The organism is Brevundimonas sp., from assembly GCF_036399195.1.
GTDB lineage: Bacteria > Pseudomonadota > Alphaproteobacteria > Caulobacterales > Caulobacteraceae > Brevundimonas.
In genome coordinates this window covers 1-23719 of record NZ_DASWNO010000137.1, presented here as the reverse complement: position 1 = coordinate 23719, position 23719 = coordinate 1, and the positions used below count along the sequence as shown (strand labels likewise).

27 protein-coding genes are annotated in these 23719 nt (G+C 68.8%); 7 read left to right on the top strand and 20 right to left on the bottom strand.

Features of this window, described 5'->3' with window-relative positions:
• Positions 1 to 11 precede the first annotated feature (11 nt).
• From VGB60_RS06555 to fliQ, 14 genes are all read right to left on the bottom strand, one after another.
• Entirely contained in the window at positions 12 to 1070 is a 1059-nt protein-coding gene (locus VGB60_RS06555; RefSeq protein WP_331037459.1) for a sensor histidine kinase, read from the bottom strand.
• The gene (locus tag VGB60_RS06550; protein WP_331037458.1) at positions 1067 to 1492 is read right to left on the bottom strand and encodes a response regulator; all 426 of its coding nucleotides are present in this window, start codon (positions 1490 to 1492) and stop codon (positions 1067 to 1069) included. The genes VGB60_RS06555 and VGB60_RS06550 overlap by 4 nt, the downstream gene beginning before the upstream one ends.
• The gene (locus VGB60_RS06545; RefSeq protein ID WP_331037457.1) at positions 1489 to 3021 is read right to left on the bottom strand and encodes a sensor histidine kinase; all 1533 of its coding nucleotides are present in this window, start codon (positions 3019 to 3021) and stop codon (positions 1489 to 1491) included. Before VGB60_RS06545 ends, VGB60_RS06550 begins: the two co-directional genes overlap by 4 nt.
• A 79-nt stretch (positions 3022 to 3100) precedes the next feature.
• Positions 3101 to 5200, bottom strand: coding sequence for a flagellar biosynthesis protein FlhA (gene flhA, locus VGB60_RS06540; protein ID WP_331037473.1), 2100 nt, complete (start codon positions 5198 to 5200; stop codon positions 3101 to 3103).
• A gap of 23 nt (positions 5201 to 5223) precedes the next feature.
• Complete coding sequence (bla, locus tag VGB60_RS06535) at positions 5224 to 6132, bottom strand: class A beta-lactamase (RefSeq protein WP_331037456.1); 909 nt, start codon at positions 6130 to 6132, stop codon at positions 5224 to 5226.
• A 2-nt stretch (positions 6133 to 6134) separates the two neighbouring features.
• On the bottom strand, positions 6135 to 7529 hold the full coding sequence (locus VGB60_RS06530) for a sigma-54 dependent transcriptional regulator (RefSeq protein WP_331037455.1): 1395 nt from the start codon (positions 7527 to 7529) through the stop codon (positions 6135 to 6137).
• Between the two features lie 36 nt (positions 7530 to 7565).
• Positions 7566 to 7898, bottom strand: coding sequence for a flagellar motor switch protein FliN (gene fliN / locus VGB60_RS06525; RefSeq protein WP_331037454.1), 333 nt, complete (start codon positions 7896 to 7898; stop codon positions 7566 to 7568).
• Positions 7898 to 8563: a flagellar assembly protein FlbE gene (locus VGB60_RS06520; protein WP_331037453.1), complete on the bottom strand. Its 666-nt coding sequence runs from the start codon at positions 8561 to 8563 to the stop codon at positions 7898 to 7900. The genes fliN and VGB60_RS06520 overlap by 1 nt, the downstream gene beginning before the upstream one ends.
• A 1-nt stretch (position 8564) precedes the next feature.
• Positions 8565 to 9602, bottom strand: coding sequence for a flagellar motor switch protein FliG (gene fliG, locus VGB60_RS06515; RefSeq protein ID WP_331037452.1), 1038 nt, complete (start codon positions 9600 to 9602; stop codon positions 8565 to 8567).
• Entirely contained in the window at positions 9602 to 11236 is a 1635-nt protein-coding gene (gene fliF, locus VGB60_RS06510) for a flagellar basal-body MS-ring/collar protein FliF (RefSeq protein ID WP_331037451.1), read from the bottom strand. The genes fliG and fliF overlap by 1 nt, the downstream gene beginning before the upstream one ends.
• Positions 11237 to 11345: 109 nt before the next feature.
• Positions 11346 to 11720: a hypothetical protein gene (locus VGB60_RS06505; protein WP_331037450.1), complete on the bottom strand. Its 375-nt coding sequence runs from the start codon at positions 11718 to 11720 to the stop codon at positions 11346 to 11348.
• Between the two features lie 124 nt (positions 11721 to 11844).
• On the bottom strand, positions 11845 to 12921 hold the full coding sequence (gene flhB, locus VGB60_RS06500; protein WP_331037449.1) for a flagellar biosynthesis protein FlhB: 1077 nt from the start codon (positions 12919 to 12921) through the stop codon (positions 11845 to 11847).
• Positions 12914 to 13684: a flagellar biosynthetic protein FliR gene (gene fliR, locus VGB60_RS06495; RefSeq protein WP_331037448.1), complete on the bottom strand. Its 771-nt coding sequence runs from the start codon at positions 13682 to 13684 to the stop codon at positions 12914 to 12916. Before fliR ends, flhB begins: the two co-directional genes overlap by 8 nt.
• Positions 13685 to 13948, bottom strand: coding sequence for a flagellar biosynthesis protein FliQ (gene fliQ / locus VGB60_RS06490; protein ID WP_055830786.1), 264 nt, complete (start codon positions 13946 to 13948; stop codon positions 13685 to 13687).
• A gap of 228 nt (positions 13949 to 14176) precedes the next feature.
• On the opposite strand from fliQ, the gene folE reads away from it, so the two are divergent.
• Genes folE through VGB60_RS06475 form a run of 3 tightly spaced genes read left to right on the top strand, consistent with a single transcriptional unit; the run spans position 14177 to position 16519 of the window.
• Positions 14177 to 14752: a GTP cyclohydrolase I FolE gene (gene folE, locus VGB60_RS06485; RefSeq protein WP_331037447.1), complete on the top strand. Its 576-nt coding sequence runs from the start codon at positions 14177 to 14179 to the stop codon at positions 14750 to 14752.
• Positions 14753 to 14811: 59 nt separating this feature from the next.
• Positions 14812 to 15315: a hypothetical protein gene (locus VGB60_RS06480; protein WP_331037446.1), complete on the top strand. Its 504-nt coding sequence runs from the start codon at positions 14812 to 14814 to the stop codon at positions 15313 to 15315.
• Positions 15316 to 15370: 55 nt separating this feature from the next.
• A complete protein-coding gene (locus VGB60_RS06475; RefSeq protein WP_331037445.1) occupies positions 15371 to 16519 on the top strand; it encodes an acyltransferase in 1149 nt (382 codons plus the stop codon).
• 4 nt (positions 16520 to 16523) lie between these two features.
• Here VGB60_RS06475 and VGB60_RS06470 read toward each other — a convergent pair whose 3' ends face one another.
• The 4 genes from VGB60_RS06470 to flgB form a co-directional block, all read right to left on the bottom strand.
• Complete coding sequence (locus tag VGB60_RS06470; protein WP_331037444.1) at positions 16524 to 16904, bottom strand: VOC family protein; 381 nt, start codon at positions 16902 to 16904, stop codon at positions 16524 to 16526.
• 104 nt (positions 16905 to 17008) lie between these two features.
• Positions 17009 to 17308, bottom strand: a complete 300-nt coding sequence (locus VGB60_RS06465) for a flagellar hook-basal body complex protein FliE (RefSeq protein WP_331037443.1) — start codon at positions 17306 to 17308, stop codon at positions 17009 to 17011.
• Between the two features lie 10 nt (positions 17309 to 17318).
• A complete protein-coding gene (gene flgC / locus VGB60_RS06460) occupies positions 17319 to 17705 on the bottom strand; it encodes a flagellar basal body rod protein FlgC (RefSeq protein WP_331037472.1) in 387 nt (128 codons plus the stop codon).
• Between the two features lie 44 nt (positions 17706 to 17749).
• Entirely contained in the window at positions 17750 to 18154 is a 405-nt protein-coding gene (gene flgB / locus VGB60_RS06455; protein ID WP_331037442.1) for a flagellar basal body rod protein FlgB, read from the bottom strand.
• 116 nt (positions 18155 to 18270) lie between these two features.
• On the opposite strand from flgB, the gene VGB60_RS06450 reads away from it, so the two are divergent.
• The 3 genes from VGB60_RS06450 to VGB60_RS06440 all read left to right on the top strand — a co-directional run bounded on the left by VGB60_RS06450 (position 18271) and on the right by VGB60_RS06440 (position 19758).
• On the top strand, positions 18271 to 18540 hold the full coding sequence (locus VGB60_RS06450; RefSeq protein WP_331037471.1) for a flagellar biosynthetic protein FliO: 270 nt from the start codon (positions 18271 to 18273) through the stop codon (positions 18538 to 18540).
• Positions 18537 to 19361 carry a flagellar type III secretion system pore protein FliP gene (fliP, locus tag VGB60_RS06445; RefSeq protein ID WP_331037441.1) on the top strand — a complete coding sequence of 275 codons (825 nt, stop codon included), beginning with the start codon at positions 18537 to 18539 and terminating at the stop codon, positions 19359 to 19361. The genes VGB60_RS06450 and fliP overlap by 4 nt, the downstream gene beginning before the upstream one ends.
• Before the next feature lie 118 nt (positions 19362 to 19479).
• The gene (locus VGB60_RS06440; RefSeq protein ID WP_331037440.1) at positions 19480 to 19758 is read left to right on the top strand and encodes an HU family DNA-binding protein; all 279 of its coding nucleotides are present in this window, start codon (positions 19480 to 19482) and stop codon (positions 19756 to 19758) included.
• Positions 19759 to 19786: 28 nt separating this feature from the next.
• Here the strand turns inward: VGB60_RS06440 and VGB60_RS06435 are convergent, their stop codons facing one another.
• Positions 19787 to 22606: a hypothetical protein gene (locus VGB60_RS06435; protein ID WP_331037439.1), complete on the bottom strand. Its 2820-nt coding sequence runs from the start codon at positions 22604 to 22606 to the stop codon at positions 19787 to 19789.
• Between the two features lie 64 nt (positions 22607 to 22670).
• On the bottom strand, positions 22671 to 23183 hold the full coding sequence (locus tag VGB60_RS06430; RefSeq protein WP_331037438.1) for a CinA family protein: 513 nt from the start codon (positions 23181 to 23183) through the stop codon (positions 22671 to 22673).
• Positions 23184 to 23288: 105 nt separating this feature from the next.
• Between VGB60_RS06430 and VGB60_RS06425 the strand changes: the two genes are divergently transcribed.
• The gene (locus VGB60_RS06425) at positions 23289 to 23714 is read left to right on the top strand and encodes a DUF983 domain-containing protein (protein ID WP_331037437.1); all 426 of its coding nucleotides are present in this window, start codon (positions 23289 to 23291) and stop codon (positions 23712 to 23714) included.
• The last annotated feature ends 5 nt before the right edge of the window (positions 23715 to 23719 follow it).

Below are 23719 nucleotides of genomic sequence, written 5' to 3'. Positions count from 1 at the left end.
CCGTCCGGCCTTCAGAGATCGAACGCGAGGCAGGCGCGGACGCCGCGATGCGCCGGATCGTACTCCACGGCCGAGCGCAGGCCCGAGGCCATGGCGGTGACGATCTTGCCGCCCAGCCCGGTGCCGCGCGGCTTGCCGTCGCCCATGCCGGGTCCGTCGTCCTCGACCGTCAGAAGGGCGCGGCCATTAGCGTCGGGCTCCAGCACGACCCTGATCTCTCCGCCCTGCCCCGGTTCGTAGGCGTATTTGACCGCGTTTGTGACCAGCTCGGTGACGACGACGCCCAGCGACACAGCCTGATCGGTCGAGACCCGCATCGGCTCAGCCCTCAGCGTGATATTCGGCGAGCCTTCATCCGGGCCGACCGACTTGGCGAGTTCGTCGATCAGGCCGCCGAGGTATTCGTCCATCGCCACGCTGGACATGTCGCCCGAGGTGTAGAGGCGGCGGTGGACGTGGGCGACCGCCTCGATGCGCGCCTGCGCCTCCTTGAGCGCAGCGCGTGCGCCTTCATCGACCAGATGGCGCAACTGCAGGGACATGAAGCTGGACACCAGCTGCAGCGAGTTGCCGACTCGGTGATTGACCTCGCGCAGCATGGCTTCGGCCCGATCACGGGCGATCCGGACCTGTTCCTGGGCTTCTTCGTTTTCGCGCTGCAGCCGACGGCGGAAGACGGCTTCCTCCAGCGCGTTCCGCAGCAGGGTGGTGAAGTCCTCGGACACGTCCTTGATGACGTAGTCGGCGGCCCCGGCGCGCAGGGCGGCCACGGCGATCCGGCCCTCCTGGGCCCCGGTGACATACACCACCGGCGGCGGGTGAGGCAGGGCGATGATCTCGGGCAGAACATCCAGGCCGTCGCGGCCCGGCATATAGTGGTCGAGCGCCACGACGTCGAAATCGCCCGGGCGCGCGGTCAGGGCCTCGAGGCCGGCGTCGCCGTCCGCCACGCAGGTCACGGCGAAGCCGTGCCGCCCCAACTCCTTCTCGACCAGCCGCGACAGCCCGCGGTCATCGTCGATGTAGAGCAGGCGGATGGACTCGCCGACGATCCTCACCAGTTCGCTCACTCGATATCCGGGGCCTGCATGACCGACAGGAAAAGGCCCAGCTGGCGGATGGCGCCGGCGAAGCTCTCATAATCCACGGGCTTGGTGATGTAGACGTTGCAACCGAGATCGTAGCAGCGGTCGATCTCGCCCTTGTCGTCGGTGGTGGTCAGGACCACGACCGGGGCGCGCCGCAGGCGTTCGTCACCCTTGACCTGGGCCAGGATGTCGATGCCCGACATGTCCGGCAGGTTGAGGTCGAGCAGGATCAGCATCGGCCCGTTCTGCCTAACTTCCTCGCTGAACAGGTAGTCGAGAGCCGAGCCGCCGTCCGCGAAGTGCGCGATTTCGTTGGCGATGTTCGCGCGCCGGATGTTCTTCTCGATCAGCTTGGCGTGACCGAGGTCGTCCTCGACCATCACGATCTTCACGGCATTGCTCATATGCGATCTCCGGCGTCCGCGAGGACGAGGCGTGTGGGGAATTTCACTGTAAATGTCGAGCCCTTGCCGAGTTCTGACTCCAGGCTGATGTCGCCGCCAAGGCGTCGCACGCTGTTGCGGACGAACGCGAGCCCGAGGCCTTCGCCCTGCCGGTCCTGTTTGCCGGCCCGGCGGAACAGCTCGAAAATCCGCTCGTGATCGCGGTCCGACACGCCCCGCCCGTTGTCCTCGATCTTGTAGACGAGCCAACCCCCGGCGACCTCTCGGCCGCTGACCACAATGCGGCCGGGGCGGCCATGGTCGAGGTATTTGACGGCGTTATCCAGAAGGTTGCCGAACACCTGTTCGACCGAAAGGCGGTCGCTCTCGACCTGAGGCAGGTCCTCCACGACGATCTCGGCGCCCGCGGCCTGGGTCTGGTGGGCGAGGCTGTCGGCGATGCCCCGCACCATGCCGGTCATGTCGAGCCGCTCGGGCGTCAGGGTGCGCCGCCCCTCGCGCGACAGCTTCAGGATGGCGTTGATGAGCCGGTCCATCTTTTCGGTCGAGGCGCGGATGAAGCCGATCGCCTCGGGCACGTCGTCGCGCACCGCCGTCAGGGCGTCCTGTTCGACCAGCTTCGGAGCCTTGGTCTCGACCGCCGTCATCTGCTTGTCGATGATCCGCCCGGCCTGCTCCAGCTCCGCGGTGTACCCCATGACGTTGACCAGCGGGGCGCGCAGATCGTGGCTGACGATGTAGGCGAAGCGCTGGATTTCCTCGTTGGCGCGGGTCAGCTCGAAGGTCCGGTCGCGCACCTGATGTTCCAATCCCGCGTTCAGGCGGTCCAGGGCGTCGCGCGCTTCCTGGATTTCGACGACGTAGCGCCGGATCATCCAGGCGCTGACGCCCGCGAGGATGAGGATCAGCAGCGCCGCCAGCGCATTCACGATGACTGTCACCGTGGCCGCCCACTCGGTGCGGCGGGTGCTGAACACCAGACGGGTGGCCTGCACCTCGTCGATGGCCGCGACCTCGGCGCGGACCTGGTCCATGATCCGCTTCCCGGCGCCCTCGCGGATCACGTCCGCGGCGGCGTCCATCCGGCCCATCCGCGCGAGCGACAGCGAGCGGTCGATCACATCCAGCCGCTGCGTGGAGAGTTCAGTCAGCACCTCGACCCGCGCGGCGAGGTCCTCGTCGCGCGCGGCCAGGGTCCCCAGTTCCCCGAGCCGGTCAGGAAGTCGTTCCAGGCTGGCGGTATAGGGCTCCAGATACTCCGGCTGGCCGGTCAGCAGATAGCCGCGCTGCCCGGTTTCAGCGTCGACCAGCAGGGTCAGGACCTCGTTCGCCGTCAGTCGGACGTTGTGCCCGGTCTCGACCGCGTCGTTGAATTCCGCGGTGCGCCGTATCATCACGAACACGGCCAGGTTGACAACCAGCAGCAGAACGATGGCGGCCGCCAGCAGGCCCGCCACGCGACGGCCCAGCGTCGGCGTCCGCAAGAACTGGCCTGCGGCCAGCAGGATGGGGCGGAGCGCCGGTGTCATCACGCCGGAGCTTTAGCGGCGCACGGGCCCCTGTCCAGTCACGGACGGCGGAATGTCGGCATATCCGCCAACGACCGCCTCAAACCGTCCCGATGGTCCGAAGCCGCGCGCGGGGGTGGACCTCGTTCTGGCTCATCACCACCGTCTGGCCGCGGAAGCGTTCGATGATCGAGCGGACATAGGGGCGGATCTGCGGGCCGGTCAGCAGGACCGCCGTCTCGCCGGCCATGGCGGCTCGCTCGAACACGTCGCGGACCGCGCGGATGAAGTCCTGCAGCCGCGACGGCGCCATGGCCAGCTGGCGCTCCTCGCCCTGCCCGACCAGAGCCTCGGCGAACGCCGCTTCCCACTCGGGCGACAGGGTGACGATCGGGAGAGCCCCGTCGTCGCCCTTGTGCTGCCAGCACAGTTGTCGCGCCAGCCGGGCGCGGACGTGCTCCACCAGGTTCGTGACCGACGAGGTGTGCGGCGCCGCTTCGGCCAGGCCTTCCAGAATGGCGGCCAGATCACGGATCGAGACCTTTTCGCGCAGCAGGGTCTGCAGCACGCGCTGCAGGGTGGTGACGGTGACGACCGAGGGGATCAGCTCGTCGACCAGCTTCTTCTCTTCCGTACCCAGCTCCTTCAGCAGCTTCTGAACCTCCGCGTAGGAGAGCAGGTCCGCCATGTTCTCCTTGAGGATTTCGGTCAGGTGGGTGGTCAGCACCGTCGAGGGATCGACGATGGTGTAGCCTCGGAACGTGGCCTCCTCGCGCAGGCTCTCGTCGATCCATGTGGCAGGCAGGCCGAAGGCCGGTTCCTTGGTGTGTTCGCCCGGCAGTTCGACCTGACGGCCCGCGGGGTCCATGGCCATCAGCGAGCCGAGCCGGACCTCGCCGGCGCCCGCATCCATTTCCTTGATGCGAATGGCGTAGGCCTGGGTGCCCAGCCGCATGTTGTCGAGGATGCGGACGGACGGCATGACGAAGCCGTACTCTTGCGCCAGAGAACGGCGCAGAGCGCGGACCTGATCGGTCAGGCGGCGGCCCTCCAGATCGTTGATCAGCGACAGCAGCGAATAGCCGAGCTCGATCTTCACCTCGTCGATGGTCAGGGCCGTGCCGATCGGCTCCTCCACGTCTTCGCGCGGCCCTGCGGCGGCGGTGCGGGCGGCTGTCTCGGCCTCGGTCGGCTGGGGCTTGAGCCGCTCCCGGCCCAGCTTCCAGGCCATGAAGCCCGTGCCGATCGACAGCGCCGCGAACGGCAGCAGCGGCATCCCGGGGATCAGGCCGATCAGGCCCGACGCCGCCGAGACCACCCCCAGGCTGACGGGGTTGGTGGCCAGCTGGGCGACCAGCGCCTTGTCGGCCGTGCCCTCGACGCCGGCCTTGGACACGAGGAAGCCCGCCGCGATGGAGATGACGATGGCCGGCACCTGCGTCACCAGACCGTCGCCGATGGTCAGGGCGACATAGCTGTTGGCCGCCTCGCCGATCGGCATGCCGTGCTGCAGCGTGCCGATCAGGATGCCGCCGATCGCGTTGATGAAGACGATGATCAGGCCGGCGACCGCGTCGCCGCGCACGAACTTGGAGGCGCCGTCCATGGCGCCGAAGAAGGTCGATTCCTGCTCCAGCTCCTTGCGGCGGCGCTTGGCGGACTCCTCGTCGATCAGGCCCGACGAGAGGTCGGCGTCGATCGCCATCTGCTTGCCGGGCATGGAGTCGAGGGTGAAGCGCGCCGAGACCTCCGCGATGCGGGTCGAGCCCTTGGTGATGACGACGAAGTTCACCACCAGAATGATGGCGAAGATGATGATGCCGATGATGAAGCTTCCGCCCATCATAAGCGTGCCGAACGCCTCGATCACCTGACCGGCCCCGCCCGAGCCCTCATGGCCGTGGCTCAGCACCAGCCGGGTCGAGGCGAGGTTGAGCCCAAGCCGGAACAGGGTCGTGACCAGCAGCACCGTCGGGAAGATGGCGAAGTCCAGCGGCTTCTTCATCATGACCGCGGTCATCAGGATCAGCACGCTCGACACCAGCGACAGCGCCAGCAGCATGTCGAGCAGGAAGGTCGGGATCGGCAGGATCAGCAGCAGGATGACGCCGATGACGCCGACGGCCATGGCGACCTCGCCACGCGCGATCCAGCCCATCATGTCGCGCCCGGTGGGCCGCGCCATGCCGTCCTTCATCATCGAGGGAGAGGCGGGGAGGTCCGTCACGCCGTCGCGAGCCCGAGCGCGGCGACCGCCATACGCGTCGCTTCGGCGATCACCGCCTCGTTGTCAGCGTCCGAAGACGAGGCGGCGCCGTGGTAGTAGGCGGCGATGATGACCGTCTGGCCCGACGGGGCGTATGCGAGGCCGATGTCGTTGGTCGGACCGTAGCCACCGGTGCCGGTCTTGTGCGCTACGCGCCAGCCGGCCGGGACTCCCGCCTTGATCCGGGCCATCCCGGTGGGCGAGTCGAACATCCAGCGCAGCAGCCGGGTCTTGCTCTCGGGGGTTAGCGGCGTCTCTTCGGACAGGAACAGGCGCTGAAGGTTCTCGGCCGACTGGGCCGGGGTGATGGTGTCCTTGTCGCCGTCCAGCCGGTTCATCATCGGCTCGAGACGATCGACGGTCGTGCTGTCGTCGCCGATCAACCGGTACCAGGCGCGCAAGACGTCCAGACCGCCCATTTCGCGGATCAGGATGTTGGCGGCGGGATTGTCACTGACCTCGACCACCGCCTTGCACAGGGTCTCGATCGTCAGGGTCGAGCCGATGGCGGGCTCGGTGACCGGGGCATGGTTGACCATGTCCGCCCGCGTCACCGGCACGGCGCGGTCCAGCCGCTCCTCGCCGCGCTGGACCCGTTCAAGCACGGCGGCAGCCAGGTACATCTTGAAGGTCGAGCAGTAGACGAACCGCTCCGACGCGCGCCAGTCGATCCGGTCGCCGCCCGGAACCACGGCGGTGAAGCCGAGCCGTCCGCCATGGCGTCGCTCAAGCGGGCCGAAATCGAGCGCGAGCGAGGTTGGCCGAACGACGTCGGCGGCGACCGCGTCTGCCCGAGGCGAGCAGCCGATCAGGCCCAGCGCGCCAAAGCCGGTTAGGACGCTTCTGCGGTCCGTTCTAACGGTCATGCTCAGGCGGCCGCGTAGCCGGCCGAGGCGACGCCGGACTGCGGCGCGGGGATGCTCGTCCCCTCGTCGGCGTATTCGTTCAGCTTGTTGCGCAGGGTGCGGATCGAGATGCCAAGGATGGTGGCCGCATGCGTGCGGTTCCCAAGGCAGTGCGACAGGGTGTCGAGGATCAGCGTCTTTTCCATCTGCGCCACCGTCTGGCCGACGTGGGCGCGGGTGACGGCGTCAGCGGTCTGGGCCGCGCGTTCGGCGAAGCCGGCGCCCGGCGCGGCGCCGTGGCTGCCCATCGCAAGCGGCTGGCCGTCGGGCAGGCGGATGGCGTCGACGTCGATCTCCGGCCCGACCGCCAGCAGCACCGCGCGATGCATGGCGTTCTCCAGCTCGCGGACGTTGCCGTTCCAGCGGTGCGAGACCAGCGCGCGTTTGGCGTCGCCCGAGATCGGACGAACCGGCACGCCGTTGGCGGCGGCGTATTTGCGCACGAAGTGGTCGGCCAGCACGGCGATGTCGCCCGGTCGCTCGCGCAGGGCGGGCAGGCGCAGGTTGACGACGTTCAGGCGGTACAACAGGTCCTCGCGGAACGCGCCTTCCGCCACCGACTTGGCTAGGTCGCGGTTGGAGGTGGCGATGATGCGGATGTTGACCGGCACGGGCTTGGTGCCGCCGACGCGGTCGATGACCCGCTCCTGGATGGCGCGCAGCAGCTTGGCCTGCAGGCGCACGTCCATCTCCGAGATTTCGTCCAGCAGCAGGGTGCCGCCGTCAGCTTCCTCGAACTTGCCGATGCGGCGGGCCATGGCGCCGGTGAAGGCGCCCTTCTCGTGCCCGAACAGCTCGGATTCCAGCAGATTGTCGGGGATGGCCGCGCAGTTGACGCTGATGAACGGACGCTCGGCGCGCTTGGAGCCGGCGTGCAGATAGCGGGCCATCACCTCCTTGCCGACGCCGCTTTCGCCGGTGATCAGGATCGAAGCCTCCGAGCGGGCCACTTGATCGGCCAGCATGATCACCGCCTTCATGGACGGGTCGGCGGAGATCAGGGGGCGGTCGTCGTCGGCGACGGCCGACAGCACCGCCGCGATCAGATCGGCTTCCGGCGGCAGCGGGATGAACTCCTTGGCCCCCGCCCGGATCGCATTCGCCGCGTCGGTGGCGTCGGCGTCGACGCCGCAGGCCACCACGGGCACATGGATGCGCTCGGCCTCGTTCGCCGCGATCAAGCCGGCGATGTCGATCCGATAGTCGACCATCAGCAGATCCGCGCCCTGCCCGCGACGCAGTTGCTCCGTCGCCTGATCGCCGCGCTCGACGTGCTGAACCTTGGCGCCGTGCGCCATGGCCATCTTCACCGCCGTCGCCAGCTGTCCGCTGAGCCTGCCAACCACCAGAAGCCGCATGGGTCTTCTCCTCTAATCTCTACAGCCGGCTGCCGATCAGGCGCCGGAGTCTTCCGTCTTGATGATTTCCGTCATGGTCACGCCCAGCCGGTCCTCGACGACGACGACCTCGCCGCGGGCGACCAGCCGGTTGTTGACGAAGATGTCGATCGCCTCGCCGACCTTGCGGTCCAGCTCCAGCACCGATCCGCGGTTCAGCTTCAGCAACTGCGCGACCGACATGTGGGCCTTGCCCAGCACGGCCGAGATGTTGACCGGCACGTCGAACACGGGCGCGAGGTCGTGGGCGGTCTTCTCCCCGGGACCGTCGGAGAGGGTCATGGCGACGGAGTCCGGGAACTCCTCGAGGGACAGGGTGTCGGACGCCATTACGGCCTCCCTTCCAAGGGTTCGGGGTTGAGAGCTTCGGCGTGCCCGGCCTCTGCGGCCAGGGCGGAGTTCAGGGCTTCAGCCATGCGGGCGAAGGCGTCGGCGGGGTCGAAGGCGGCGCGCCCGTCGGCCCATTCCAGCTGGAAGGCGGCGGACGCCATCCCCGGCTCCTCGCGGAAGGCGACCACGCCCGAGAAGCCGGAGTCCGAACACAGCCGCTCGATCCGCGCGCGGGTGGCGTCGTCCAGGTCGCCGGTGCGCACCACCAGACGAGGCGAGGCGTCGATCTCCTGGCCGAGAGCCTCCAGAGCGGCCTGCAGCGGCCCGGCCGGGAAGCGGTCCAGCGCCGAGGCGGCGACGACCCGGGCCGCAGCCATGGCCAAGGTCGCCGATTGTTCGCGGTGCGCCTGCGCCACCTGCGTCAGTGCCGGAATGGCGGAGGACAGCGCCTGCCCGATCGCGGACAGCGCCATCGCCTGCAGGTTCTCAGTCTCGGTTTGGGCCTCGCTGCGCGCCTCCAGGCGCGCCTGCGCGATTAGGGCTTCGACCTCCGCCGGTGCGTAGGACCGGCGCGCGGGCCGGAAGGCGGAGGTCTGAACGACCACGCCTGAGGCGTCGAACTCGGTGTCGAACTGGAACGGGGTGCTGAGGGGGCGAGCGGTCATGTCAGTAGATCAACTCGTCGTCGCCGCCCTGGCCCACCAGCATGATCTCGCCCTTGGCGGCGAGATCCTTGGCGACCTGAACCATGGCCATCTGCGCCTGATCGACGTCCTTGAGCCGGACGGGCCCCATCGACTCCATGTCCTCGCGCATGATCTTGGCGGCGCGTTCGGACATGTTTGAGAAGAACAGCTCGCGCAGCGACTCCGATGAGCCCTTCAGCGCCAGACCCAGCGAATCCTTCTCGACGGCGCGGAGCAGGGTCTGGATGCCGCCGGGATCGAGCTTGGCCAGATCCTCGAACACGAACATCAGCGCCCGGATGCGTTCCGCCGCCTCGCGATTGCGCTCTTCCAGCGCGCCGATGAAGCGGGCCTCGGTTTGGCGGTCGAAACTGTTGAAGATGTCCGCCATCAGTTCATGGCTATCGCGCTTGGACGTGCGAGCCAGGTTGGACATGAACTCGGTTCGCAAGGTCTGCTCGATCTTGTCGAGGATCTCCCGCTGCACCGGCTCCATGCGCAGCATCCGCTGGACGCACTCGAGGGCGAAGTCCTCGGGCAGGCTGGTCAGGACGCGGGCGGCGTGGTCGGGCTTGATCTTCGACAGCACCACCGCGACGGTCTGCGGGTATTCGTTCTTCAGGTAGTTGGCGAGGACGGCCTCGTTCACATTGCCCAGCTTGTCCCACATGGTGCGGCCGGCCGGGCCGCGGATTTCCTCCATCAGGCCCTCGACGCGCTCCGAGGGCATGAAGGAGGCGAGCAGGCGCTGGGTTTGTTCGAACGAGCCCATGACCGAGCCCGAGCCGCTCATGCCCGAGACGAACTCGACCATCAGCTCCTCGACCACCGACGAGCTCACCGAGCCCAGGCTGGCCATGGCCTGGGAGATTTCCTTGATCTCGTCGTCGTCCAGCCCCTGCCACAGCCGGGTGTGGTCCTCACCCAACGACAGAAGGATCACGGCGGCCTTCTCGGGCCCCGTCAGCTTCCTGGCGTCCTCGACGGCGGGCTTCTTGTTGACGAGGCGGGCCGCCATCAGCCTTCGTGGACCCAGCTGCGGAGGATCGACGCCGACTCCTCAGGGTGCTTCTCGACGAAGTCGGCGACCTTTCGGACCGAGGACGCCTTCACCTGACCCTCGATGCGGGCGATGTCGAGCCGCTGCTCCATCTCGGACGGCGGGCCCGACAGCTGCTGCATCGGCGCGCCGCCGTTCATGATCGTGGTCTGCAGCGAGGTCACCGTCCCGCCTCCGCCGCCCAGCGCCGCGAGCTGCGGTTGGCCGCCGCCGCCCGAAGCCGACTTCAGCAGCGGACGCAGCACGAAAAAGATCAGCAGAACGCCGGTGATCAGCAGGACCAGCAGCTCGACGCCGCGCATCAGGTCGTTCTTGGTGAAGTCGAACAGCGAGGACTTCGCCTCCTCCCCGACCGCCGCCAGATCGCGGTTGAAGCGCACGTTCAGCACCTCGATCTTGTCGCCGCGCGTCGCGTCGATGCCGACGGCCGCCGCCACCAAAGCCTTGATCTGCTCGATCTCGGCGGGCGGCCGCGCGGCGTAGGTGGGGGCCGCGCCATTGGCGCCCGGCGTCCAGCGGCCGTCGACGGCCACGGAAACGGCCAGCCGCTTGATCTCGCCGGCTTCCTTCACCGTCGTCGTGGTGGTGTTGGAGATTTCGTAGTTGGTGGTCTCGGTGTTGGCGGTGTCGCGCGAGCCGCCCGCTGTGGTCGCCGGGGCCTCGCCGCCGGGGATGTTGTTCGTCGCCGTCACGCCGCCGTCCGGCTGGGCCGTGGTGTCGCTCGATTCCGTGCCGTTAATCGAGGTCGAGCGCACGACTTGACCATCCGGGTCGTAGCGTTGCTCCTGCGTGGTCGAGCGGCTGTGGTCGATGTCCGCCGTGACCTGAACCCGGGCGCCGCCGACGCCGACCACGCCCTCGACGATGTCCTTGATCCGGGCCTGCAGCTGGGCCTCGGTGCTGTCGCGGGCGTCCTGGGCCGAGGCGGCGCTGAAGCCCTCGCTGTCCGATCCGGCCGCCAGCGTGCGGTTCGAGGTATCGGTCAGCGTGACCTTCTCGGGCTTCAGGTTTGGCACGGAGGAAGCGACCACGTTGCGGATCGCCTGCACCTGCGCCCCCGACAGCTGTCCGCCCGCGACGCCGACGACGATCGATGCGGTCGGGTCCGCCGCCTCCGATTGGAACAGCTGCCGCTGCGGCAGGGCGATCATGACGCGGGCCGAGCTTATGCCGCGCATGCTCATGATGGTGCGGGACAGTTCGCCTTCCAGCGCGCGCTTGGCGTTGAGGTTCTGCTGGAACTCGGTCTGTCCCAGCACCGACTGGTTGTCGAAGATTTCGTAGCCGACGCTGCCGGAGGTCACGAGCCCCTTGCCGGCCACCAGCATCCGCGCCTCGCCGACCTCGTCGCGGCTGACGAAGATGGTCGAGCCGTCCCCCTTGGACGAATATTTGATGCCGGCGCCGTCCAGCGCCGTGGTCACTTCGGAGGCTTCGCGCAGGTCGAGGTTGGAATACAGCAGGGCGTCCGGCGCCTGTCCGATCCGCAGCATGACCGCGACCAGCACCGCCGCGACGCCGGCGGCGACGCCCAGCACCACGGTCAGGCGACCGATCCCGAATCTCTGCAACGCCGCCGTGAAGCCGCCCACGCGTCCCCGCCCGAAATACTCACGGGTCTCGAAACACGCCCGCTAGGCAGAAACTGCCGCCTGCGTGGTAAATGGGCCGTTAAGACTGATGGGCCCGAGAAGCCCGGCGTCAGATAAACTGGATGGCTTGCGGCAGCAGTCGCTCGACCTCGGCCATGTCCCGCGCCACCAGATGGCAGCGGCGCTGGAAGCGAGCGCCGAGCAGGGCGCAGCGGTCGTAGGTGCCCGGATCGCTGCTGACGAACACCGTATAGGCCATCGTGCTGGTCCGCTCGTTGAAGGCCGAGGCGATCTGCTCGAGCTCCGCCATCGGCGCCTTCTCGTGCGGGTTGCGGATATCCAGCACCCAATCCCAGCCGCCCAGCTCAGGACGCGCCTTCAGAAGGCGGAGGACGGTCTGACCCACGGTCTCGGTCTCGGGCGCGGCCGTCACGGCCACCACCACCCTGCGAAGGCGCTCGAAAATCTGCGTACTGGTCGTCATGGCATCCGTATTGCCGAGCAAGGAAAACAAAGGCTTAAGACGGAACCTCCGGAGGTCGCCGCGATGCGCTCGGCGAACTTCGGTCTATCGGAAAGCATGGGGCCGCGGGGTGCGGAAGCCGCCGTCAGCGCCGCTTCCGCTTCTGCATGACGAAGCCGATGATCTTGGCCGCCGCTTCGAAATGTTCACGCGGGATGGTCTCGTCGACGTCGACCGCCGCGTAGAGCGCGCGGGCCAAAGGGACGTTCTCCACGATCGGCACGTCGTGCTCGCGTGCGACCTCGCGAATCCGCAGCGCCAGCGCGTCCACGCCCTTGGCGACGCAGATCGGGGCGGGATCGCCTTCGCCGGGCTCGTACCGCAGAGCGATGGAGTAGTGGGTCGGGTTGGTGACGATGACCGTGGCCTTGGGCACGTTCTGCATCATCCGCTGACGGCTGCGCTGGGCCCGGATCTGCTTCAGCTTCGCCTTGACGTGAGGATCGCCCTCGGACTGCTTGTAGTCCTCCTTGATCTCCTCCTTCGTCATCTTCATCCGCTCGGCGAAGCGATATTTCTGCCAGATGAAGTCCGCGCCGGCGGTGAAGCCGAGGAACACGACCGCCGCCGTCATCAGACCCACCGCCATGTCCCGTGCGACCGGCAGGATCATCGCCGGCGGCATGGCCGCCATGTTCTCCAGCTCGCGGATGTGCGGCTTCAACACCAGCCAGCAGATGCCGCCGACGGCCAGCAGCTTGATGAAGGTCTTGATGAACTGCACCAGCCCGTCAGGGCCGAAGATGCGTTGGAACCCCTTCATCGGGTTCACCTTCGACCAGTCCGGCTTGAGCTTCTCTCCGGTGAAGATCAGGCCCGACTGGGCCAGGTTGCCGCCGACGCCGCCGAGGATGGTGGCCAGCATGACCGCGCCCATGAACGGCACGATGGCCCACACCGCGATGGCGCCGATCTCGACTCCCGCGCCCGCGTCCAGTCCGCCCATTAAAGCGTGAGGCGCGGCGATGAACGGCAGAAGCGTCTCGGCCATCTCGGTGGCGAACCAGCCGCCCGACATCAGGATCACGGCGGCGGCGCAGGCCAGCGACAGGGCCGCGGCGACGTCCGGCGACTTGGCGACGTCGCCCTTCTTGCGCGCGTCCTCGAGTTTTCGGGGTGTCGCCTCTTCTGTCTTCGACTCGGGATCGGCGGATTCAGCCACCGGCGTCCCCCGCGAAGATCCGGGCCAGGGCGCGGTAGCGGTCGATGAAGACCGTCCCCACGACGCCCAGGCTGAGAGCGAAGACCGACAGGCCGAGGATGATGCTCAGCGGCGCGGCGGCGAAGAACACCTGGAACTGCGGCATGACTCGCCCCACCAGTCCCGAGGCGAGGTTGAAGATCAGGGCGAAGACCAGCAGCGGGGCCGACAACTGCACCCCGAGCATGAAGGCGTCGCCCACCGTGCGCACCGCCAGGGTGACGAAATCCCCGGTCACCAGCGGCCCGGCGGGGGCGATCAGTTCGTACGAGCCGACGAGTCCGGCGATGAAAAGGTGATGGGTGTTGGTGGCGAAGATCAGCGTCGTGCCCAGGAGCATCAGGAAGGCCGCGATGGTGGTGCCCGGCTGGGCCTGCATCGGATTGGCGGTCTGGGCGAAGGCCAGCGTCGTCTGCAGGGCCACGATCTCGCCCGCCGTCGACAGGGCCGTCATGAAGGCGCGCAGCAGGGCGCCGATCATCAGACCGACGATGACCTCGCGGATGATCCAGCCGGCCATGCCGCCGACGGTGACCGGCAGGGCGGGCAGGACGCCCGAAATAACCGGCCAAAGGGCCAGCGACACCACCAGCGCCAGCGACAGGCGGATGCGCGGCGGCACATAGCTCTCGCCGATGCCCGGCAACATCATCAGCACCGCGCCGATGCGCGCGAAGATCAGCGCTGCCTGCCAGACCTGATCCGCTGTGGCGTAGGGCTCCACCTACATCCCGGCGATGCGGGCGGCGATCTCGCGCATGAAGCCGCCCAGCAGCGCGCCCATCAGCGGCAGGAACAGCAGCAGGGACACGAAGATGGCGATGATCTTGGGCGCATAGATCAGGGTCTGCTCCTGGATCTGGGTCAGGGCCTGGACCAGGCCGATGACCACGCCGACGACCAGCCCGACCAGCAGCACGGGCAGGCACAGCTGAATTGTCAGCCACAGGGCGTCGCGGCCCACGTCCAGAACTTCCGCGCCGTTCATCGAAATCGCACTCCCGGGATACCGGGCAGAAAATGCCGGGAGCGTGGTTAACGGGGAGTTAGGAACGCGGCCTCTCCCTCCCCCCTTGTGGGGTGGCTGAGCCGCAGGCGAGGCCGGGTGGGGGCGCTTCGGCTAGGCGTCCGCCGCGCTCTCGTCGCCGAGCCCTCCTCACCCGATCGCCGCGCGACCACCCTCCCCACAAGGGGGAGGGAGAGGTATGGATGCTCCATGACCCAACCCCGCATCTCCCAGGCCGAAGCCGAAGCCGCCGTCCGCACGCTGATCGAATGGGCCGGGGACGATCCCGCCCGCGAGGGCCTGCTCGACACGCCCGCGCGGGTCGCGCGCAGCTATCGCGAACTGTTCTCGGGCTACGAGGTCGAGCCGCGTCAGTACCTCGAACGCACCTTCGAGGAGGTCGGCGGCTACAACCAGCTGGTGGTGCTGAAGGACATCCGCTTCGTCAGCTTCTGCGAACACCACATGCTGCCGGTCGTGGGCGTCGCCCATGTCGGATATCTGCCGACCGACCGCGTCGTCGGCATCTCCAAACTGGCGCGGGTGGTGCGGGGCTACGCCAAACGCCTGCAGATCCAGGAGAAGATGACGTCCGAGATCGCCACCGCCATCGATGAGGTGCTGCGGCCGCAGGGCGTGGGCGTGGTGATCGAGGCGGAACACAGCTGCATGACGCTGCGCGGCGTCGACGTGCCCGGCGCCAGCCTGACCACCAGCGCGCTGCTGGGCGTGGTCCGCGACGACGCCCGGACCCGCGAGGAGTTCCTGAGGCTCGTGCGGGGATAGCCGCGCTCGCATACCAGCGGTCGATGGTGTATCGATCTCTCGGGGTGTGGGAGCTCATAATGAAAACGACCGCCTGTCTCGCGGGCGCTCTGGCGCTTGGTCTTCAGGGATGCGCCTCGACGCCGCGAGCCTTTGAACCGCGTATCGCGGCCACGCCCGCGGATATGGCGGCCTATGAAGCCGCCTTCGTTCAATGTTCCAACGATGTGGCCGCCGGCCGTCGCTCCAGCTTCCGGTCTGGGCGGACCGGCTCGGCCGTGGGCGGCGCCGCGGTGGCCGGCGCTGTCGGCGTGGTCACGGCCGGATCGGCGGCGTCAGGGGCCGGCATGTTGGCGGGGGCCGCGGCCGGCGCGGGTCTCCTCGTTGGCTTCGCGCTCGCCGCGCCTTTCGCCTTCTATGGCCTGTCACGGGTGCAGCGCGCCCGCAAGGAAGCGGAGATCAAGGACGCCATGACCCTGTGTCTGGCCGAAGAAGGCCATGTCGTCACTGAGTGGGTCCGCCCCGAGCGCGGCAGCACCGGGATGAGATCGCCGACCGCGCCGACGCCCGCCACTGGGACCTGACAGGCCCCTCAGCGGCCCGGTCCTTGCGGAATTCGCCTCGAAGGAGGCCTTTCCCATGGCGTGGACCGCGATTTCGACCCGGAATGAGACAATCCCCATCGTTCGGGGCGGGTGGCTGGACGCATTGCGTTTCATCGTGGCCGGCTTGATCATCCTGCATCACTTCCAGATGTCGGCCCCGATCCCGCTGGCGGAGAGCGTCCACCCGGTGTTCGAGCGGGGCGGCTTCCTGCTGACCAACTTCTTCCTGATCGACAGTGGCTATGTGCTGATGCGGGTGTACGGAGCCTCCGTCGCCGGCGGCCGGATGTCGCCCGGCGACTTCTTCGCCAAGCGATTCCTGCGGGTCTGGCCCGCCCACATCATCATGGGGCTGAGCCTCGTCCTGCTGGTTGTCGGCGGCAGCGCCCTCGGCGTCGGCCCCAGGGCTCCCGAATGGTTCGCATGGGATCAGCTGCCGGCCCAGCTGGGTCTGGTGCAGGCCTTCGGGGTGCACGGCGGCTATGGATGGAACGCGCCCAGCTGGTCGATCTCGGCCCTGATCGGCTGCTACCTCGCCTTCCCATGGATGCTGAAGGGGCTGGTGCGGCTGGGACCGTGGAGCGTGCTGGCGCTCGGCGTCGGCCTCTATCTCCTGGCCAACCAGCTGACCTGGACCCTGCTCGGCTATCCGGTCTACCAGATGCCGATGGGCTTCGGCTTCTTCCGCGCCCTGCCGCTGTTCTTCCTGGGCATGGCGCTTGCGTGGTTCGCGCAGAAGGTCTGGATCGCGCCCCGGTTGGCGGCCTGGGCCGGCCTCGGCGCCGCCCTGCTGCTGGCCTTCGTCCAGTATTTCGACAAGCACGCCCTGGTCTCGCTGCTCTGCATCTCGACCATCATCCTCGCTGCCGGCGCCACGCCGACGCCGCGGCCGTCGAAGTGGGTGGAGAAGGCGGCGCAGGTCTCGTTCTCGATGTTCATCACCAACGAGGTGGTGCGGATCGCCTGGTTCGGCGTCGTCAATGTCGCCGTCGCCAAGTTCGCCCTGCCGTCCGCGGTGCAGTGGACGCTCTGGGCGGCGGGCGTCGTCGCGGCCTTCGTCTTCGCCTGGGCCTTCCACGTCGTGATCGACACCCCGATCCAGACCCGCATCCGGGCCTGGCTGAAGCGTGGCCAGCGGCGTCCGGCGCAGGCGCTTCAGCCGGTGGTGTCGCTGGAGGGGTGAGCCCTCAGTCGCCGCTGTTCAGGTGCAGGATGTTGCCGTCCGGATCCTTGAACCAGACCATGCGGAAGTCGCCTATCCGGTGGACGCCGTCCGCGTATGTCGCGCCGTCCATGTCATAGCGCTCGAAGACGACCCCTTTGCCGCGCAGGTCTGCGGCGATGGTCTCGATCTCGTCTCCGACACCCCAGACGACGGCGTTGGCGTGGTTGGTTCCGGCGAACTCGGAGCGATAGACCACCAGACGGGCGCCGCCGGTCTTGAAGACCAGCACGTCGTCGCCCTCGGCGCCGGCGATCTCCAGACCGAGCGCCTGTTCGTAGAACCTGCGCGAGCGGGCGATGTCGCGGACGGCGACGATGGCCGAGGAGTTATGCGTCTTGAGCATCTCGGTCTCCGGGGCGGGGGGATGGGCGCTGGCGTCGGTACTAATCTGTCGTCATGCCGGCGAAGGCCGGGATGACGACAACAGGAGAGGTTGCGCGCCTGCCGTCAGATCGGCATCCGCATGATTTCCTGATACGCCTGGATCACCTGATCCCGCACCGCCATCACCGTCTCCAGCGACGCCTCGGCCGAGGATACCGCGGTGACCACGTCGATCAGGCTGCCCTGCCCCTGCACCGCCGAGGTCATCTGGGTTTCCGCCGCACGCGTCGTCTGGGTCATGTCGCCCATGACGCTGGTCAGCATCTCGGCGAAGCCGGATTGCCCGGCTTCCGCGATCGGCGATGCGGGCGTCGGGCCGCCCTGGATCGAGGCGTATGCCTTGGCCGCCATCATCGGGTTCATGGCTCAGTCCCTATTTCTTCAGCAGGTCGAGGGTGCGCATGTCCATCGCGCGCGCCGTCTCGATGACGTTGAGATTGGCCTCGTAGGCCCGCTGGGCCTCGCGCATGTCCATGGCCTCGACGAGCGTGTCGACGTTGGGCCGAAGCACATAGCCTTCCGCGTTCGCGGCCGGGTGCGAGGGGTCGTACTCGCTGCGGAAGTCGCCCATGTCGGGGCGCACCTCCGCCAGCGTCACGCCGGTGGCGCCGTCGATCTCGCGCGCCTGAAACACCGGGATCTGGCGGCGGTAGGGCTGGCCTCCGGCGACCTGCGCGGTCGACTGGGCGTTGGCGATGTTCTCGGCGATCACCCGCATGCGCGACTGCTGGGCCTTCAGGGCGCTGGCGGCGACGGCCATGGCGGTGTTGCGGGGCGGGACGGGGTCGGTCATCGGTCAGCTCCTCATCGGCCGGGCGCGCGGGCGGCCATGCGCAGCATCTGCATGGACTTCTGGTACAGGCCGATCGCGGCGTCGTAGGCCATCCGACTCTCCGCCATCTTCAGCATCTGCTCCTCGACCACGACGGAATTACCATCGAGCGTTGTCTCAGAGTCGGGCGCCTTGGTGGTGTCGAAGCGGGTCGTCTGACCTGCCGGCGCGATGTGCATGGCGCTGGTCCGGGTCATGCGCACGCCGCCGCCTGCCGACAGGGCCCGGGCGAAGTCGGTCGGCTGGTTGAGGTCGCGGCCGACGTAGCCGGGCGTGTCGGCGTTGGCGACGTTCTGGGCGATCACGCGCTGGCGCTCGTCCAGCCACGAGAGCCGGCCCTTGATCTGGCTGAGCAGCGGCAGGTCGGTGAAGCCCAAGACGGTCCAGCTCCGGGCGCGGATCGCCCATCAGAGATGGGCAGAAACTGCCGTGTGCATGGTTAACGGGGCGTTATCTCAACGCGGCGTTAACCATGATCGTCGAAGTCTGGCGCATGAATTTCCTCGACCTGCTGCGCGCGATGTTCGCGCTGGCCTTCACCCTCGGCATCATCGGCCTCGCCGCCTGGGCCGCGCGCCGCTACGCGCCCCAGCTGCTGGCCAAGCTCAGCGCAGAGCGCGGCGAGCGGCGCATGAAGGTGGTCGAGACCCTGGTGCTGGACCCCGCCCGGCGGCTGGTGTTGGTCCAGATCGACAATGAGGAGCGGCTGCTGATCCTCGGCGAGGGCCGCGAACTGATCGAACCGCGCGGGAGCGAGACGTGACCGCGCGGCCGCAACCGGCCCTCTTCGCCCTCCCCACGCGCGCCGAGCTCAAGCGGGCGGCGCTGCTGTCGCTCTTCGTCACCCTCGCCTGTCTCGTGTGGCCGCTGGCGGCGCTGGCGCAGGAAGCCGCGGCGAGCGGAGCCGCGATCAACGTCGACCTCGGCACCGGCGCGGGCCTGACCGAGCGAGTGGTGCAGCTGGTCGGGCTGATGACCGTGCTGTCGTTGGCGCCGTCGATCGTCATCATGACCACCAGCTTTGTGCGCATCGTGGTGGTGCTCTCGTTGTTGCGCACCGCGCTGGGCATGCAGCAGTCGCCGCCGAACGCGGTGCTGGTCTCCCTGGCCCTCTTCCTGAGCGCCATCGTCATGGCCCCGACTTGGCAGGACGCCTATGATTCGGGCATCCGGCCCCTGCTGGACCAGCAGATGGAGCTGCCCCAGGCGTTCGACGCGGCCTCCGAACCTGTGAAGACTTTCATGCTGGCCCAGGTGGACCAGGACGACCTCGCCCTGTTCGTCCGGCTGTCTAATCTCGAGGCGCCTGTGGCGGGGGCGGACCTGCCTCTTCGGGTGGTCACCCCGGCCTTCATGATCAGCGAGTTGAAGCGGGCGTTCGAAATCGGATTTCTCCTTTTCGTTCCGTTCCTTGTCATCGATCTGGTGGTCGCCAGCGTGCTCATGTCGATGGGCATGATGATGCTGCCCCCGGTGGTGATTTCCCTGCCGTTCAAGCTGATCTTTTTCGTGCTCGTGGACGGCTGGCGGCTGGTCGCGGGGAGCCTGGTCGAGAGCTTCCAGAGAGCCTCCGGCGCCGGGTAAATCCCCAGCCCGTGGGGATTAGAACGGCGAAGCCACTTGCAATGGGGCGGGAAAGCGGCGTCAATCCACCGTCATCGCCGCGGAATCAGCGGCGAGCTTTCATCGGGAAACGACCCACATGACCACCCAAGCCGAACTCATCGCCGCCGTCGCCAAGGACGCGGGTGTCAGCCAAGCCGACGCCGGCCGCATGCTCGACTCGCTCGTGAAGAACATCCACAAATCGCTGACCGGCGGCGGAGACGTCCGCATCTCGAACCTGGGCGTGTTCGACACCGCCGCCCGCGCCGCCCGCGAAGGCCGCAACCCGGCGACCGGCGCGACGATCAAGATCGCCGCTTCCAAGGCCGTGCGCTTCCGCGTGTCGAAGCCGCTCAAGGACGCCGTCAACAAGTAAGGCGTTCACCGTTCCGCCTACGGGCGGATCAGGCTGCTGTTTGAGGACGGGCGGGGGCCGCGGGGCGGTTCCCGCCCGTTTTCGTTCTCAGTTCGGTCTTCATGGCCGAGACCCAGCCGGCGAAGGTGTCGGCGGACGCGGCCAGCGCGGCGAAGTCGCCCGGGTCGGATCCGTCGTCCAGCGCGATCGACAGCGCCGTCTTCGCCCGCGCGCCGGCCACGAACGGGCGGTAGTTGCGCGACAGCCGGCTCAGCGCGGCGCCGTCGCCGCCCAGCGAATAGCCGACGCCGGCGCGGATCAGCCGGGCCTCGTCGTCAACGCCCAGCGGCGCCGGGTCGGCATGACGCTGGCCCAGCCGCGCCTCGTAAAGAGCGGCCGCCGGGAGCCATTTCTCCTGCTTCCACAGGATCTCGGCCCGGACGTCCCGCGCCTCTGGCGAGGCGTCGGCGCCCAGCACCTCAAGCGCGTGGTCGTAGCGGCCCAGCTGCGTCAGCGCCCGCGCCTCCAGGGCCCGGCGCTCGCTGTTGAGGGCTGCGGGCAGCAGGGTGGTGCGAGTGCTCCAGATCGCCTGCAGCGCCGGCTCGGGCTGGCGGTCCATCAGATAGACCGTGGCCAAATCAGTGGCGACCTGCGCCTTGGCGACTCCCTCCAGCCGGTTGTCGACCTGGTATTTCAACAGTTCCGCCGCCTGATCCAGCAGGTCGACGTCCACCAGACGGCGGGCCAGCCGCCGCACCATCTCGTCCCCGTCCGCGCCGATCGGAGTCAGTTCTCGGAAGTCGTAGAACAGCCCCAGCGCCTGGATGGGCTGAAGACCGTCGGCCCCGCCCTCGAGGAACAGCATGCGGAAGGCCGCGCCCAGCTCCGCCTGAATATCCGACGCGCCGCGCAGCCGGTGCAACGACGGTCCCGCGCCCTTCAGCGCCGTCAGCGCCTCGCGATACAGGCCCTGAGACAGATAGAGTTGGCCCAGTTGGCGGATGACGGCCAGTTCCACGCCGTCGCCGCGCCAGCGCCAGCGCAGGGCCTCCATCTGCTCCGCCGCCGCGTCGGGCTTCAGCGTGCCCTTTGACAGCGACAGGCGCACGACCCCCAGCTTGGCCGGCACGGACACCGCGTCGAGCGGCGCACGTCCGACCGCGGTATAGACCGCCAGCGCCCGCTCCGACTGCCCCTCGATCTCGAACAGCCGGGCCTGAATCAGGCGCGCCGCCAACTGGTCCGCGGCGGGCGCCTCCTGACTGAAGCTGTAGGCGAGCAGCGCCTTGGCGGCGGGCAGGTCGCCGGTCTCCAGCGCCGCCAGCGCATGGGCCGTCCCGAAGCGCGCGCGCCAGACGGCCGGGAACAGATCGGCGGCCGCGGCTCCCGCGGCGAACGCCTGCCGCGCGGCGGCCCAGTCGCCCTGGTTGGAGGCGATGTAGCCGCGCCAGATCGCCGAGGCGGGATCGCCCGCGACGGCGGCGGAGGCGAAGTCGCCTTGCGCCTCCTCCATCCTGCCGATCGAGGCCCGGGCGGCGCCGCGCAGGCCGCGCAGTTCGGGCTCGCCCGCCATGTTCGGGGCCTTGGCGACGATGGCGTTCAGCACGCCGACCGCCTCGTAGCTCAGGCCCGAGCCGACGAGGAACCGCGCCAGGGCGAACCGCGCCTCGGCGGGCGCGCGCGGGTCGTCCCCCGCGGCCATCGCCTCCTGCGCCGCCGCGTCCTGCAGCTGGCGATAGCGAGCCGGGAAGCCAGCTTGACCCGCATCCCCCCACTCCGCAAGGATCAGCGCCGGATGACGCGCCTTCGCGGGCGCTTCCGACGATCCGCCGCCCGCCGCGAGCGAGGCCGACGGCGGCGACAGGATCAGCCCGCCCGGGCGGCTGAAGGTGACGAGATCGCCCTCGGCCAGCACGCCCAGGTCGGCGGCGCGGCTCTCGACCGCCAGCCCTTGAGCCGTCGGCAGCAGAGTCAGGTCCGTGGTCCGGCGGATGTCGCCGAAGCCCTTGCCCGGCGCGAGCGCCGTCACGGCGGCGAACCGGTCCCCCGCCAGAGGATCGGTCAACCACACCGCCTTGGTCGCCCCCGCCATGCGCGCCACGAGCACCGGCTCCCCGGCGTCGTCCCGCTCGACGGGCACGGCGGCTACGGCGGCGGGCGAACCGCCGATGATCACGGTCCAGTCGGAGCCGTCGGCGACGGCGGACACCGCCAGCCCCTCGGGCGCGGCGATGCGAACCGCCACGTGGTCGGGTCCAGCGGTCCAGTGCGCGTCCGCGGCCGGACCGAGTTGCTTCGCGCCCGTCATATCGAGTCGGGCGGCATGATCAAACACCACCCAGACAGCCGGTCCGCGGCGGAAGACGGCCGCACCCACCGGCGTGTTCCAGCGGAACGTCATCGACACCTTGGCCGGCGTCGCCTGCGCGACCACCGGGACCGTCTGCACGGCGACGGCGGCCGCAGGCGCCGGCGCTTCGGCGGCCGTGGCGTAGAGGTTCAGATACACCGCGCCGTCGGCCGTTCCGCTCCGCGCGTCGGCGCCTTCGGCCAGCGTCAGGATCAGTTCGGTGGCGCCCCTGACTGCGCGCGTCTCGACCGTCTCCACGCCCTTGGGCGGATCGACCTTCAGCCGCGAGACGTCGGGCGCCGCCGTCGAGCCGATGCGGACGACCACGGTCCGCCCGTCGCGCCGAACCCGGGCGCGCGAGCCGACCACGCCGGCGAACTCGATGCGGGTGAACTCGGCGTTAGCGCCGATCCGGATGGCCACGGGGTCGAGCGGGGGCGCGCCCTCCTGCGCCATCGGGGCCATGGGCGCGAGCGCGACCGCGCCTGCCGCCGCGGCGGCGACGGAGGTTCTGAGCACGCGCTTGCTGACGGGGACCCCGGACATACGCGCGCAGCCTCGCGCGTACGGCCTTTCAACGCGGTTAACGGTTGGTGACCGCCGCCTTGAGCAGCCTCAGGGCCACACGCAGGCACTCCAGCCGTACCGGCCCCCGGCCGATGTCGCCGAAGTGATGCTCCTCATGCACCGTCGGCGCGCCCTGCGCCGCGAGCGCGAAATGCACCAGCCCGGGCTCGTCGTCCGCGCCGGCCGATCCGGCGAAGCCCGTCACGGACACCGCCGCGCCCGCGCCGGACTCCCGCAAGGCGCCCTCCGCCATTGCCCGCGCCACCGGCTCGGACACGGCGCCGTTCTGCTCGATCAGGCGCGCGGGAACCCCGAGCTCCTGCGCCTTGGCCTCGTTTGTATAGACGACGTAGCCGCGCTCGAAGGCGTGCGAGCGCCCTTCGACGTCCGTCAGCATGGAGGCGATCAGGCCGCCGGTGCAGCTCTCCGCCGTCGCCAGGGTGATGTCCCGGTCGCACGCCGCCGTCAGCACCTCCTCGACCAACGTCTCTATGTCGGACGGGACGGCGTCGCTCAGGGTCTCTGTCATGGCCGGGGAACGGCGCGGCCCGGCAGGGTGTTCCCGCGACACCGGAGCCGCTTGCGTCCTCGACCCGCCGGGCCGACATGCGGCGGGTCCCTGTCAGGATCCGCCATGTCCGCCCCCGAGAACGAGCCCACCGAAGCCTATCCCCGCCTCAACACCCTCTCCACGGGCCTCCGCTGCCGCTGCCCGCGATGCGGCAAGGGTCCGCTGTTGCGCGGCTTCCTGAAGATCCGGGATGCCTGTCCCGCCTGCGGCCTCGACTACAGCTTCGCTGAGCCGGCGGACGGACCCGCCTTCTTCGGCATGAGCCTCGTCGGCGTGGTCGGCATGGCGCTGTTCATGTGGTTTGAGTTTAGCGTCCATCCACCGATGTGGGCGCATCTGGTGGTCACCGGGCCCCTGCTCGTGATCGGCTGCCTCGGCGTGTTGCGCCCGCTGAAGGGCTGGCTGGTCTCGGAGCAGTTTGTGCACAAGGCCGCGCCGCCCGAGTTCTCCAGCATCGGCAAGCACGGCGACGGCTCGCGCTGGCGGTGACGCCC